We start from the raw sequence: 14852 nt of genomic DNA, 5'->3' as shown, positions 1-14852 counted from the left end.
CTCAATTGATTTTTGTCATGCTGCCCATCAGCGTCAGATCGCCATCCGCCGTGACGGAGACTTTAGGAGCCTTAATATCCGTTTTGGCGACCCCTTCAATCGAGATCTTCGTACCCTTGATCGTGATGCCACTCGAATCGATTTTGATTGAGTTCCCACCGACCTTCAGTTCGATCGCTGTACCCGCCTCTGTCGTCGAACTTCCCGCAGTGATCGTGACAGATTGATCTCCCTGAGATACCGTGATGGTCTGATTGCCTTGCGACACGGTGAGGATCTGATTTCCTTCTGAAATCGTGACCTCTTGCTTGCCTTTTGAGACCGTAAGAAGGTCGTCCCCTTCGCTGATCGTCCCCTCGCGCTTTCCCTTTTTGACCAGAAGCGTATCGTTACCTTCGTCCAGGGTCACCGTGCGGTGATTGTGAATCTGAATTGTCTGATCGCCAGGGTCTTTTGTTTCCAGCCCGACTGTCAACGAATCGTTGTTCTCGACAACGCGTTGAAAGTCCTTCTGAGCATGGAAATAGACAAGTTCGCTCTCTTTCTTATCCTCGAATCGCAGCTCATTGAACGTTTGTTCATCGCCGGTTTTCGAGCTACGCGTTTTCACCCCGCTTTGGGTTGCATTGGCGGGCAGCTCGTACGGAACGGGTTGATTAGCGTTGTAGACACTTCCGGTAATTAATGGACGATCGGGGTCTCCTTCAACGAATTCAACCACAACTTCTTGTCCGATTCGCGGCAAGAATTGGCTGCCCCATTTCTTACCGGCCCACGATTGCGCCACGCGAATCCAACATGAACTATTCTCGTCAGATTGTCCCACTCGATCCCAATGAAACTGTACCTTCACACGCCCATATTCGTCGGTCCAGATCTCTTCTCCCGACTTGCCTGTCACGATGGCAGTTTGAAGTCCCGAGATGACCGGTTTGGGCGTGGTGCGTTGCGAACGGAAGGTTTGCGTTTTCGGAATCACGACAAAATCGCTGTGATGCTCCACGCCGGGGACGACATCTGGATTCACGAAATCGTGTTTCGCTGAAACGATCAAATAGTCCGTGTTCTGATCATCACGGGGATGATCGGTCAACTTCAACAAGTAACCCGGGTTGATTGCACACGTATCACATGTCGCGTTAATTCTTAGAAACTGAGCTTGAGCCTCGTCGTTTCTCACTGTGACGAAATTGTTGCCAATGTCAGTCGTGTAATAACGTCCGGGATAGTCATATACTTCGAGGTTGGCGTGTTGATGACTGCGTGACGTGTTTAGGATGGCGCTCAAGTCCGCGGTGGGGTTTTGAAAGTCGAAATCCCGCAAAACGTGTTTGACCGGTTGAAGTTCGAGTGCAGGGTTCCATGAATCGACCCGCTCTTCGTGAAGCTTCATCGGGGCAAATGGCAGATCTTCATAATTGGCGAAGGACTCGTGGGCACTTGCCCCATCACACAATGTCAACGTGTGCTTGCCTGATTCATGCTTGAAAAAGTAATAGATCCCCTCTTCCTCAAACAGGCGGCTCAGGAATTGAAAGGCGGATTCCCTATACTGGCAGCAGAACTTTCTCGCGACGTATGTTCCTGTCAGGCTGTTCTTGCGATCGACGAACCCCAAATCACTACAGACTTGTTCGAAGATATCGGGGACCGAGAGGTTCTGAAAAATGCGGCAGTCGGACGTCCTTGACATCAGCCAGAACCACGGACGAAGTATGGCCCGGAATACGTGCGTACCTCCATCAATCGAGGTTTGTCCGAAGCTCGCGACGATCCCGTTGAAGTAACGGGTGCCACCCCGTGGCAACTCATAGCTGATCGTGGCCGACTGCCCCAAAAAATCTTCGTAGGTCAGGGTGTTCGACTGGCTGAGCAGTTCGACATGATATTCGAAAGGACGGCCTAATTGCTCAATCGTTGTCACCCGACGAAGTGTCAAATCGTCGCCGCCGGGAATCGTGAACGACACTCGATTGATCGCCATAAAAATATCCAGTTTGCAGTGATGTCAGGACAGTTGCCAATCTGAACAGAGGGCGACGTTAAGTGGCGTGGTCGTCTGCAGTCATAAACGCGGTCTCGCCTGGCAATCGTCGGACGGGTCGGCTTTGTGAGCAGTCTCTTGAAGGTTGTGGATGTGAATTCCTCGAGACCAACTCAAGCGGTCCTCGCGAAGTCTAACATCACCCCAGTCATTCAACAGTCTGCACGAATATTTGTGTATCAAGAATTTGTGTTTGGTCTCATACCAGAGAGAATCTAGCCGCACAAGTCTGCTGAAAGACGACTTTGTGGCCTTGCGTGAGTCTGTGATTCGGTCGACGACCGCCGAATAAATCCTTCACGCCGTCAGAGGGCTAGGGTGTCGCTCCAAAGGCGTCCGGATCAAGTCTGCCGTCGTCGCCGGGGTCCGCTTCAATTGGATCGGAATCTGACGAATCGGAATCCATCGAATCATACTGATCCTGTAGTGGAGCTGGCTCGGAAGATTCTTCGTCCCCACTGGTCTGTGAGTCCAGAATCGCGCCCGATGGAACGATCACTCGTGGAAATGCGGGGCGACTGACCCAGGGATTGAGCTTTTCGAAGGTGGTATAGCGACGAGCATCCCCCTTCAGTGATTCGCGCACTTCCGCGTCATCATACGCCTTGCGTGGCCAGGCGCCTTCGCTCAGATAAATCTCGTTGTAATCGAGCAGCGTTCCACGCTCGAACTGGACGTTCTTCACGGACAATTGATATTCGACGCGCGAACGATAATAGGCAATTTGTGCGTCAGACAGGCGACGCTGGGCGTCGAGTAACGAATCAAGCGAAGCATTGTCGTTCTCGTAGGCGGTTTCAACTGCGGCGACTTGCTCAGCGGCGGCCATCCGTCGATTTAAGTTCGTTTCGACGAGTGCAAATGCGCGTGCGGTCTCTGCGATGGCGTTGCTCAAGTCATAAACGACAGCACGTTCCTGCTCGCGCAGTACGACGCGTTCACGTGCCAGTTGAAGCTCGGCATGGCGAATGGCCGAATATGCCTGTCGGAAGCCGATCGGGAACGAAAGCTCGAATCCCGCTTGCCACTCTTGAAATTTCCCGCTCAACAGGTCGTCCGTGGCGTTGTTGAATGGCCCCGATCCACTACCGGGAAATAGATCCTGCCCGAACCCACGGAAGCGATAGCGTCCTGTCAGATCGAGTTGTGGTTTCAAGAAATTCTTGTTCGCTTCGAGTTCCGCTTCGCGTTTTTTGATCTGCCATTTCTGTCTTCGAAGTTCCGAGCGGCGGGTCAGTCCTTCGATGAGCGTTGCTTCCCAGTTGAATTCGACCTTGGCGTGGGTTGGTTCGTCGGCGGGACGGATCAAGCGGCCGTCGTTGATTGGCAATCCTGCAAGCAATCTTAGGCGGCGCTCAACAACGTAAATTCCGCCCGTTCCACGAAAGGTGCCACCAGTGCTACCGTTGAACGTGCGCGTGCCATCGATGAGACGGCCATGCAGAGAGTTCTGTGCTTCTTCTTCGAAACGGAAGTATTGCTCACGTGCCTGAGCCTCTTTTTCTGCCTCGCCACCACGACGCCCCCGTTCGTAGAGTGCGTGAATTCGTCGCCAGGTTTCTAGTGCCGCGTCGCGAGCCGAGACTTTCGCGTCCAGATCACGATAAGCGAAATAGAGGTCCCAGTACGCGTTCTCGACATCGCTGGCGAAGTTACGAACACCCAATTCGAAATCGGCCAACGAGATGTCCGAGTTGATTCTCGCAATCAGTACTCCGTTGATGAAGCCGGGCTGAGCGTTCGGGCCAGCCAGTCGATTGAAGTTGACGCCAGCCCCCTTCAGCAATGGTTGTCGCGCTTCCAAGTCGTACCAGGTGGTATACGCACCTGGAAAGGCATTACCTGGCGCGTTGTTCGCGTCGTACTGCGTATAGTTTCGGAACGCAAATTGAGTTCCCGTTGCGGCGGTCTTTGCAACCTGAGTCTGCAGCGTCGCGAATTCTTGATTGAACAGACGCGTCCCACCGCCGAAAAAGATATTGTTCAGGGCGCGATCGTTCTTCTCATACGAGAAGCTTGACGTGAAATTCGCGTCAAACGCGGCCAACGCTGCTTCGATTCCATACCGGGGATCGGATTCGATGAGCGACGGATCTTTTTTCGATTTGGAGCTGTCGGGGGCGCGCAGTACTGTCCCCCCCAAATCTCGAAGCACGGACGAATTTGCCAGCGCCAGATTCATGACCTCTTCGAGTGTCATGTCACAGTAGCCCGAAGAATCAGGGCTCGTCAGAGACATCGGTTCCACTGTCGTGGTGAGCGATTCGTCGTCGACCGGAGCATGGTCGGGGTACTCGATCTCTTTGGCGAGTTTGTGATAGTGTCCATTGTCGATATTCCGTGCCGCAGGCGGTGGAGTGACTGCATGGCGCAGGCACCCACAGATGACAACCGTCGTCATCCCCATCAGTCCCAAAACTGAGGTCACTCCGCGCATCGTTCAGTTATCTCATCGAAATACTGATCTAAATGATTCCGCTCGCCGTCGGGTCGCTGCGGCATGGATTGCCGGTTTGGACCGCGTCGGCTTTACGATCTTGATCTCAATGCGCATGGACAGTCCGTGCGAACGGATCAGACATCGACAACCGTTACGGGTGACAAAAGTGAATTATCCAGCAGCAGCACCCCTTTCGACACAACCCATCAGGTCGAGGCCGTAGAACTTTTGCTAAGTTGCCCATCTTACGGCCAAGTCGATTTTCGAGGCCCTGTACAAACCGACCTGCTAGTCAGGGCGGTTTACGACTACAGGGCGACCTGGATGTGGGATCGGTTCTGTTGCCGTTGTTGGCATTGTCCCGCATCGCGAGCATCGTCGCATTCAACCCGGTGATTGGCCTGTCGCCCTTATTTCAAGCCGTGGTGATCCTGTATAGTGTGCCCCATGCGTGCTGAGTTGCCACATTCTCCGAAGTCAGATACCCGTCCACCGCAATTGCAGATGGAGCGGATGATCGATCATTTGGCCGAACTCGCTCGGACCAACGGAGATCCGGGTGCGTTTTTTGCCGAGATTCTTCGAACCGCGATCGAGGCGGGCGGCGCTCGAAATGCAAGGCTGTGGACCCAATCCATTGACTCTGGATGGCAGCTTGCGGGCGAAATGCCGACAGGAACTGCTCGTGACGAGGCTTCTATTGTCAAAAGGCAAACATTGCTGACGGAGGTATCAAAAGAGGAACGCCCGCGGCGTGTGAACTTTGTGGCTGGGCCACCGGCATCTGCTTCAGGTCATCCACCGGCAGAATCGACGCATGTGCTTGTCCCCATTCGACACGCCAATCAATCCGTCGGCGTTCTGGAAACCGAACTTGGTCCGCTGGGGCCCGGCGAACTTCCTGCTGAGACCGTGCAGTTCTTCGCGATGCTGTGCGAGATTGCCGCTGACTTTCTTGCGCTTCAGGAACTTCAGCAACTCCGTCGATCCAGGGCGGTCTGGCTGAAGTGGGACCAATTCGCGCACCGATTGTCGCAATCGCTCGATCTCAATTCGGTTTGCGCTACGATCGCCAATGATGGACGGCTGCTCGCAGAATCGGATCGTGTTAGTGTCCTGATTCGGCACGGCAATTCCTACCGACTGGCGGCGGTCAGTGGCGTGGAACGCATCGAGCCCCGGTCGAGTGCGACGCGTGACCTGGAATCGATGGCGCGATGGGCGGCGCATTTTCGGAAGCCCATTTGGCACCGTAGCTCAAGTGATGGAAGTGGAAATCGTAGCGATGCAGCGGCGGATGAAAGTCTGCAACGCTATTTGCGCAATTCCGGCGGAACAGAGGTGGGGTTTGTTCCCGTCGCCGTAGATTTTGACGGGATCGATTGTCCATCGCCTGTGGCGATGATTGTGTTTGATCAGTTCCAGTCCACTCGTCCCTCGGCAGGATCGCGGTCACAGTCTGAGTTAATGGTCAATCGTGGCAGTTCGGCGCTGCGCGCGGCGATCGAGCGTAGCGAGATTCCGTGGCTTGCGCAGTGGCAGCGTCTCAAGCGATGGCCGGGGGCCGTATTTCGCGTATCGACTTTGATCATCGCGGTCCTAGTCGCAGGTCTCACTGCTGGGTTGGTCTTGATCCCAGTCGATTTCACCGTCGAAGGTTCTGCTGACCTGTGGCCCGCCCAGCGGCGCGAAGTGTTCGCCAGTTCGACCGGAATTGTTGACCAAATTCTTGTCGGGCACGGCGCGGATGTAATACAGGGGCAACCTTTAATCGTGCTTCGTGATCCCGCTCTCGAGTCTGACACACCTCGGATCAATGGTGAAATTGCAACAGTCAGCGAACGGTTGAAAGGGGTTCAAGCGGCTCGATTGTCTGGCGGGACCACACCTGACGTTGTGGGGCGGTCGCGGCAACTGACCGCGGATGAGGAAGAGCTTAAAGAGCGTCTGCGGACGCTGGAACGCCAGCGGCTGCTGGTTGAAAAACGAGTTGAAGCACTGACGCTGCGTAGTCCAATCGCAGGAAAGGTACTTACGTGGGACGTTGAACAGCATCTTTCCGCTCGGCCAGTGGAACGTGGACAATCGCTGCTGATGATTGGTGACACCTCTGGGCCATGGATCGTCGAGGCTCGCGTGGCGGATAAGAACGTCGGCCATCTCCTGCGGGCGAGACAAGAACAAAGCTCTGACCTTCCAGTGGATTTCATGCTGGCGGCGGAGCCAGGCAAAACCTATCACGGACATGTTCAGGAAATGTCGTTGAGCTCTGAGTACGACGATACGTCACGAGGACATGTCCGGCTGGTCATTGCCGTCGATACCGGACAAGCCGAACAACTCCGTTCCGGTGCGACGGTGTTCCCGCGAATCCATTGTGGCCGAAAGTCGCTCGGATACGTTTGGCTTCGTGATTTGATCGATGCCGTCCGTACGCGAATCTTGTTTTAGGTTTAATTGGCCAATTGCCTGAATGAACGAGGGGTTCTGTTATGTCGCTCACTGCCGGATGCCTGTTAGGTCTCTTAATGTGTAGTGCCGATCCCGTTGACGAAATTCGAGTCGAATCGGTGCTGCTGACTTTGATCGAGCATGCCGACGTGTCCGCCAGCGAGACCGGGCTATTGAGCCTGCTGACCGTCAAGGAAGGTGAAACGGTGGCAGAGGGTAAACCGCTTGCCAAGATCGACGATCGCGATGCGAAATTGATCTGTGATCGGTCCGAGACGGAGTTAAAAGTTGCCCGTTCCTTTGCTGACAACGATGTCCGAGTCCGCTTCGCCCGATTGTCTGTGGCCGTCGCCAATGCTGAACTGACACGTGCAAAAGAATCAAACGTCAAGTTTCCCAAAAGCGTTTCGCAGTCCGAAATTGATCGTTTGAAGCTGCTTGCGGACAAGTCGGTCCTGGAAGTCGAACAAGCGGAAGTGGATCAATTGCAGGCAAAGTTGTCGCTTCAAATCAAACAGCAGGAATTGGCGCGCGCGATTCTCGCACTAGAGCGGCGTACGATCATCGCCCCCTTCCCAGGGATGGTCGTTCAATGGAAAAAGCAGCATGGAGAATGGGTTGAGCCCGGCATGCCTGTGATGCGTTTGATTCGCTTAAATCGCCTTCGCGCCGAAGCCTTCGTCGCCTCGGGAAAGCTGCCCGCAAATCTGGTCGGACGTCCGGTCAAACTGGTCATGAGTGATTCGGGCAAATCCGCAATCAAATACACCGGGACGCTGGTGTTTGTCAGTCCCGAAATTGATCCGGTGAATGGTCAGGTGAGAATTTGGGCCGAGATCGAAAACGACAGCCTGAGTTTGCGTCCGGGGGAATCCGGAACGCTCATGATTGGTCCCGCGACGCTATCAAAACCCGTCATCACCGATTCGACTGCCACACCGACAGACAAGAAATCTCCGTAGGACTGATTTCTGAACTCGATTTTAGCGGTCAATGCTGACATGTTTTGGGTTCAAGCGGCACTTTGTGGAACAGGAGAAATCGGACCGCCGCAGCGTTTCCAACGACTCTTCAGGAGTGGTATGCAACCCGATATTGTGGTCGCGACGCAATCGTCGCGGCAGCCGTCGCGATCGTGTTTGCCTGCTTTTTCGTTCCGCGTGTCGGTTGAAGATTTGTTTGATGAACCTGATTCCCTGTGTTAAGCCGTCTTCCCAACATTGAATTCACCGAATGTCACAAGTTCCGTCGAAAGTCCTGCCTTGGCGAATGCGACCGGACCTGCAGTCCGCGTCGCTGGAATTCGATGGGCGATTGGCATGGGGGATTAAGGACCCACTGACGCTGTCCTATTTCGAGATGTCCGACGAAGCGTTCTTTGTTCTGAATTACCTCGATGGCAAGCAGACCGATGACGATGTCTGCCGTTCGTTTCATGCGCACTTTCGGCCGCGTACGCTATCTGTCGCCGAGCTGCACGGATTTTTAGGACAACTCGTTTCACAGAATCTCGTCATCGCGGATGCGCCGGGCTACGGACGTTCGCTCGTCGCCAAACAGAAATCCAAAAGATCGCGACAGCGCTGGGCGATGCTTTCAAACATTCTGGCTGTTCGATTTCGAGGAATTGATCCGGATCGATTCTTGACCACGCTCTTGCGATGGTGTGGATGGTTGTTCACGGCACCGGTTGTTGCGCTGGGCCTGATTCTTATTTGTTGTGCGGTGACTCTTGTTGCCGTCCATTTCGACGAACTGATTGCGCGGCTACCCGATGCCCAGGCGTTCGTCAGTCTTCCCAATCTTGTTTCACTCGGTGCGCTCCTGGCTGCTGTCAAAGTGCTCCACGAATTTGGCCACGGGCTAACATGCAAGCGTTTCGGGGGCGAATGCCACGAAATGGGCGTCATGCTGCTTGTCTTCACGCCAACGCTCTATTGCAACGTCAGTGACATCTGGATGATCAAAGACAAGTGGAAGCGGATTGCGGTCAGTCTAGCCGGAATTTGGATCGAAGCCGTCATCGCAGCAGTCTGCACGTTTTTGTGGTGGTTTAGTGCTCCCGGGCTGTTCCACTCGGTCTGTCTTAATCTCGTCGTGCTCTGCGGTCTCAGCACGGCTCTTCTCAATGGGAATCCACTCCTTCGGTACGATGGCTATTTTGCGCTCTCTGACTGGCTTGAAATTCCCAATCTGCAGCAGCAGTCGATATCGAAATTGCGTGTCGCGTTGACCAAAACGTATTGCGGTTTCGACGTATCCGAAGGAGCAGAGTTGTCCTCACGCTGGCAGACCGGGTTGTTCGCCTATGGAATTGCGTCACTGCTTTATCGTGTCATCCTGACGGTTGCCATTCTGTGGGGTCTAAATCGCTGGCTGGCACCCATGGGGCTTGGGGTGCTCGTAACCGCTTTTTCGGTGTTCTTGCTGGGCACGATGGTTCTCACCCCACTGATGACCACGATCCGGTTCCTTAGAGCGCCCGCCAACACGTCCCGAATCAAGTGGGGGCGTTTTTGTATGCGAGGTATCGCGACGCTAGCGGCGCTCGTTGTATTACTGAATCTTCCGCTGCCAAGTCGAGTCGGTGCAGGGGCGTTGGCGGAAGACAGCGACGTTTATCGTGTCTATGTGACGTTCTCGGGGACTCTAATTGACGCGGTTCGGATTGGCGAGCGAGTGGAACGCGATCAAGTTCTGGCACGCCTTGATGATCCCGCGATCCAGGTCGAGCTGACCCACCTGCAAGGCGAATTGAATCAACAGAAGGCACGCCTTGATCAACTTGAGCGGCGACGCGTGAGCGAGCCAAACGTGGCTCAGTCGATACCAACAGTACGAGAAGTCGTGCGTGACCTTGAGCAGCAGCTTTCTCAGCGGCAACGTGATGCCGAGCGACTGGTGGTTCGTGCCCCTCGGGCAGGCACCGTTCTGTCTGCGACCCATCAGCGTCCGCTTGCTAAGTCTGGTTCATTGTCACATGCGTTGGGATCACCGTTGGATGAGCGGAATCGCGGTTGTTATTTGAGGACGGGGACCCCACTCTGTTCGATCGGCGATGATTCGAGCCGAGCGGCCGTGCTGATGGTCAATCAGGATGACATCAATCTGGTTCGCGTCGGGCAACGCGTTCGACTTCTCTGGAATGAGTTATCGGGCGAGATTCAAGGGGGTGAAATCATTGAACTGGCCGGATTTGATCTCGACACATTAAGTCGCGAGGCGGCGATCCGGCTCAATCTTCCCGCGCGGGGGACGTTGACGGGTTCCGCGCGCCCCGTTGGGATCTGGTACCAGGCTCGAGTCAAGCTCGATCAAGCCTCCACACCTCTGCTGCACGGAGCAGCGGGGACCGCAAAAATCCTTGTCGAGCCTCAATCGTTGTTTCGTCGCCTGATGCGATGGTTCGATCAGACATTCCCAATTTGAATCAACGGTTGGTTCCAGCGGCTATGGGATCGAAAACACCAGACCGCAGACCGCCCCCACTTGGTAAATCGCTCCGCGAAGGCTAATTGGAATCAATTGTTCGCGGCTGACAACCGGGCTTCCCGGGCGGTCAACGCCCAGGGTATAGATTGGCGCAAGAGGCGGTTCGACACCGCAAATGTACGGGACAAACGGGATGCGTCCGAAGAAATGCACCGCCGAAACGACGGGTTGCACCACTTCACCCACATACGGACCACTTTCGTAGCCCAAAGGATCGCAGTACCAACGGTATGTGTATCCCAACCGCTCGAGATTCGGTTCTTCGAAGAAGAGAGGCAAGTTTCTGGTCGCCGGTGCATCCCATTCGAAATCGTTCGCCACAAGCCAAGGACGGTCGTCGTCAATCGAGTCGAAGAAGACTCCAAAACTCGCCAGAATCGGGCCCGCGGAGTTGGCTGGCAGGTCACCCTTAGGATGTTTGATCGATGCGTGCAGGCTCGTCAGGGGGCGATCCTGCCAATGCTTGTCGGTATTGGAACCCAGCTTGGAACTTGCTGTGGCTGGGATGGAGCGGGGGGACGGCGGAATCGGATTATCACGTTGCGGCTCTTCCGACCATGCATAGCCACCAAACAGATTGACCGCAGCCAGGACGAGAAACAGCCCGCGACAGGTATTCAGAATACAGGCATTTTTGGCGGGATGAATCAACACGATTCGCTCTCTTAACCGACCCTGGTTTGCTGTCACGTCGTAACCTGCTGACATCTCGGGGGCCGGGCTGCTCCCAAACGTCGAAAATGCCGCGCAGTTTGCCGCCATGAGCCGTCGCGTTCGCGTGAATGCGACAAACGAATCACCTTCCGTGGCAGTTCTGTATTCGGTCGATGATGCCCAACGCGATGATGATGTCGCTTTCGCCCGTTGGAATCGTCGCCATCGGATGTGCTTGCCAGATTTTGCCAGTGGAACCCTGCTTGGGCGGGAATTCACGGAGATCGGCGGCGAAGTGCTGGACTTCACGTACGCGACGAAACTACACTTTTTTGAACAATCTGGTTCTTACTTCGGATGTGTTACGCGGTCGGACAGGTTGTATCGATTATACATCTGGTTTCCGGGTTTCGTTTCCTGGTTTCGAAGTGCAGATCTGGCTGGATGCGATCATTGACGTCGATGCGAATCGACTGTGCTTCATGAAGAAGCATGATGAGTTTTTGTCGAAGTTCGTAATTTGGTCGCCGATATGTGGATTTTTTCAGCATGTCAATGTCGCCCAACGACTAAAGTAAAGTTCGTTGTCCATGAAGCTCGAAATGATTGGTCAGACAGTTTCCTTTGACGTGTCGCATGGGACGTGTCACGGAAAGGATCGAGAAAAATGAGTTTTTCGATGTGGTTCCGGGAATGGATCGGTGCCCGCCCAGTCCGTTCAGGGCGGCTGCGGTCTTTCGATCACGCTGCCACGCTATCGGTCAGAAAACTTGAGGACCGCCGCGTCCTCTCCGTTTCGGCCGGGTTTTCGGGGGGCGTGCTGGATATCGCGATCGATACCACGTTCACAAACCCCGTGCATATCGATGCGACGGACGACGTCGCGATCACCGTCGATAGCGGAACGCATCAGGTTCTCGTGAACACGAAACCGATCGATCTTGGTGGCGGCGTTTTTTTGCTGGCCTCGAACGTCACCAGCATTAACGTTCATGATGCGGCGAATACATCGAACGCGATCAATCTGAGCGGCGTTTCTCTGGCGAATGGCTTCAGTCATGCCGGCGGTATTTCTGTCCATGTGAACAGCGGTGGCGGGAACGACACAATCACAGGATCGGCGTTTTCTGATCTGATCACTGTCGGTTCGGGGCACAACACGATCAGTGGCGGCGGGGGGGATGACACTTTCGTGTTTGTGACGGGATTCACGACCAACACCGTGACGAATACCAGTGGTACTCACAACAAACTGGATCTGTCGGGGGTGTCGAGCAACATTACGGCGAATCTGCAGACTCACACGATTACGGCGAGCGGCGGCGGCTCAATCAGCTTTACGGCATCAGACATCGAAACCATCATCGGCGGATCGGGGGCGACCAACACCTTTCAGGGGCTCGACGCGACCAGCGTTTGGACGATCGGCGCAGCCGGTCAGTCGTATTCTTCGGGCAGCGTGGATGTCGCGTTCTCAGGCTTCAAGACGTTGCAAGGCGGTTCGGGCGATGATCAATTCAATTTGAATGCGAACAGCACGTTCGACATTCACAGTGGCGGCGGTGTCAATAATTTTAATCTGGCGAATGGTATCTCGGCAGGAAATCTGATTGGCGATTCGGGCACGAATACGTTGAGTTACGCTGCCTACACGTCCGGAGTGACGGTCAATCTGTTGACCGGAAGTGCAACCAATGTGAATTCGATCTCCGGGATTGACAATGTCACCGGGGGGTTGGGCAATGATACATTGATCGGAGATGACAACGACAACATCCTTGACGGCGGCGGCGGGCTGGACACACTCATTGGGAACGGCGGTAACGATACCCTGATCAACGGGTACAACAGCATTGGTGGCAACGGCAACGATGTCATTTTGATCACGTCGGATCTTCTCGTCACAAACGGATCGTCGATCACGCTCGATGCGGAATCGATTTCCCTTAACGCAAACCTGACCACCGCCGGTGGCGCCTCGGCTGGATCGATCAGCCTTACAGGTGCCGTCACGCTGGGGGCGAATGTCACGATTTCGACCAACAACGTTAGCCCTTCCACTGACGGAGATGTCACGTTCGGTTCTACGATCAATAGCGATGGAACAGCCAGATCGTTAGTCATCAATGCGGGATCCGGCGATGTGTCCGTCACGGGCATCGTCGGAGGTGGGGCGGCTCTGGCGAGTTTGCAGATCTCATCTGCTCAGCAGGTCGTGTTTCACGACAACGTGACAGTTTTGGGAAACCTGACACAACTGGCGGGAACGGGTAATACGACGTTCGATGGTAGCCTGACGTCACAGAACGGTTCCGTCTCGATCACAACAGGTGGGTCGATCTTTGTTTCCGACGGAATCTCGGCCGGCGGTGGTACGACCGGTGATGTGACGCTCAGTTCATCGGGAACCGGTTCGGTCACGATGGCGACCAGTTCGACGAACGATATCGTTGCTCGCAATGTTGCAATTCAGTCTGGCTCAGGCGGAATCGGCTCGGCGACGCAGTCCCTGCGAATTAACGCGTCTTCGATCTCTGCCACGACGACGGGAAACGCGGATATTTTTGTAAGTGATGTTGGAACGAGTTTGACAATTGCGGCGGGAGGGCTCAGTGCGGGGACGGGGACGATCCATTTTGGAAGTGGACAGTTTTCGCTCGGCGGCGCCAATCGGATTGCCGACACGTCGACTGTGGCGATCGCTTCAACGGCTCAATTGAACCTGCAAGGATTCAATGAGTCGATTGCTGCGCTGAATCTTGAGAGCGGAACTTCCAGCGGCTCCACAGTCACGACGGGAGCCGGTACGCTGACGTTGCTCGGGAATCTCTCGCTCGTCTCGACCGGTACCGGTGCAACCGGGGCTTTGATTAGTGGCAACCTCTCATTGGGCGGCGCCACGCGAACGGTCACAGTGGCCGATGGAAACGCAGCCAATGATCTGACCATAAGTGCGGTGATTAGCGGTAGTCTTGGCACTGCGGGCCTCACCAAAGACGGTGCTGGTACACTCTTGCTCAGTGGCAGTAATACCTATACCGGAACCACAACGATCTCGGCAGGAAGCGTCGCTGTTTCGGGCGGCAGTTCGATTGCCAATACCGGAGCGGTCTCGGTCGCTTCGTCAGGGACTTTCTCGCTTCAATCGAGTGAAACGATCGGAAGCCTGAACGGCTCGGGAAGCGTCACGGTCTCGTCCGCGGCGGGGGCCGCCGTCGTACTCACGGTGGCCGGTGGAGGAACATTCAGTGGTGTGATCTCGGATGGCAGCGAGCAACTTTCGGTTGTCGTCAACGGGACGGGCACAACCCTGAACCTGACGGGCGCGAACACGTATGGTGGCATAACCACAGTCACGGCCGGGACACTTCAGCTGGACGGTTCCGTGAGTGGTAACGTGATCGTTGGTGCGAGCGGCACGCTGAGCGGTTCTGGCACGGTTTCTGGTGATGTGACGAATCAGGGGACGATGAAGCCGGGCTTGATGACGATCACCGGTGACCTGACGTCGAGCGGTACGATTCAGTTCACGGTGAACAGCGGTTGGACGACACCCGGTACGGATTACAGTCAGCTCACGGTGGGTGGGAATCTGAATCTGAGTGGTTCGACTCTGTCGGTTTTGAATACGTTGGATGCGTCTGCTCCCGGTGTGAATCAACTGTTGACACTGATCAATCACGCGGGGACGACGAACAAGACGACGACAAACGGGAGCACATTGCCGGCGGATGGTGCGACGTTGACAGTGGGCAGCCACTCGTTCAAGTT

7 protein-coding genes are annotated in these 14852 nt (G+C 55.0%); 4 read left to right on the top strand and 3 right to left on the bottom strand.

Annotated features, from left to right (window positions below):
* Position 1 precedes the first annotated feature (1 nt).
* Together OSO_RS0121935 and OSO_RS44580 are read right to left on the bottom strand one after the other, a co-directional pair.
* A complete protein-coding gene (locus tag OSO_RS0121935) occupies positions 2–1984 on the bottom strand; it encodes a type VI secretion system Vgr family protein (RefSeq protein WP_010585267.1) in 1983 nt (660 codons plus the stop codon).
* A 373-nt stretch (positions 1985–2357) separates the two neighbouring features.
* A complete protein-coding gene (locus tag OSO_RS44580; RefSeq protein WP_010585266.1) occupies positions 2358–4481 on the bottom strand; it encodes a TolC family protein in 2124 nt (707 codons plus the stop codon).
* A gap of 450 nt (positions 4482–4931) precedes the next feature.
* Between OSO_RS44580 and OSO_RS0121925 the strand changes: the two genes are divergently transcribed.
* From OSO_RS0121925 to OSO_RS0121910, 3 genes are all read left to right on the top strand, one after another.
* Entirely contained in the window at positions 4932–6935 is a 2004-nt protein-coding gene (locus tag OSO_RS0121925) for an HlyD family efflux transporter periplasmic adaptor subunit (protein ID WP_029247317.1), read from the top strand.
* A gap of 41 nt (positions 6936–6976) precedes the next feature.
* Complete coding sequence (locus tag OSO_RS0121920) at positions 6977–7897, top strand: efflux RND transporter periplasmic adaptor subunit (protein ID WP_029247316.1); 921 nt, start codon at positions 6977–6979, stop codon at positions 7895–7897.
* Positions 7898–8168: 271 nt separating this feature from the next.
* Positions 8169–10364, top strand: a complete 2196-nt coding sequence (locus tag OSO_RS0121910) for a site-2 protease family protein (RefSeq protein ID WP_010585263.1) — start codon at positions 8169–8171, stop codon at positions 10362–10364.
* A gap of 21 nt (positions 10365–10385) precedes the next feature.
* Here the strand turns inward: OSO_RS0121910 and OSO_RS0121905 are convergent, their stop codons facing one another.
* Entirely contained in the window at positions 10386–11189 is an 804-nt protein-coding gene (locus OSO_RS0121905) for a hypothetical protein (RefSeq protein WP_010585262.1), read from the bottom strand.
* Between the two features lie 559 nt (positions 11190–11748).
* Between OSO_RS0121905 and OSO_RS51365 the strand changes: the two genes are divergently transcribed.
* Positions 11749–14852 (top strand): beta strand repeat-containing protein (locus OSO_RS51365; protein WP_010585260.1); only part of this gene is annotated, 3104 nt, incomplete at its 3' end.

It is taken from the genome of Schlesneria paludicola DSM 18645 (genome assembly GCF_000255655.1).
GTDB classification, from domain to species: domain Bacteria; phylum Planctomycetota; class Planctomycetia; order Planctomycetales; family Planctomycetaceae; genus Schlesneria; species Schlesneria paludicola.
Note: the sequence above shows the minus strand (reverse complement) of the source record. Positions and strands in the feature narration are given on the sequence as shown.

Bases quoted from the DNA above. Each gene is read 5' to 3' on its own strand.
- OSO_RS0121935 (WP_010585267.1), bottom strand. From the start codon at position 1,984: ATGGCGATCAATCGAGTGTCGTTCACGATTCCCGGCGGCGACGATTTG.
- OSO_RS44580 (WP_010585266.1), bottom strand. From the start codon at position 4,481: ATGCGCGGAGTGACCTCAGTTTTGGGACTGATGGGGATGACGACGGTT.
- OSO_RS0121925 (WP_029247317.1), top strand. From the start codon at position 4,932: ATGCGTGCTGAGTTGCCACATTCTCCGAAGTCAGATACCCGTCCACCG.
- OSO_RS0121920 (WP_029247316.1), top strand. From the start codon at position 6,977: ATGTCGCTCACTGCCGGATGCCTGTTAGGTCTCTTAATGTGTAGTGCC.
- OSO_RS0121910 (WP_010585263.1), top strand. From the start codon at position 8,169: ATGTCACAAGTTCCGTCGAAAGTCCTGCCTTGGCGAATGCGACCGGAC.
- OSO_RS0121905 (WP_010585262.1), bottom strand. From the start codon at position 11,189: ATGGCGGCAAACTGCGCGGCATTTTCGACGTTTGGGAGCAGCCCGGCC.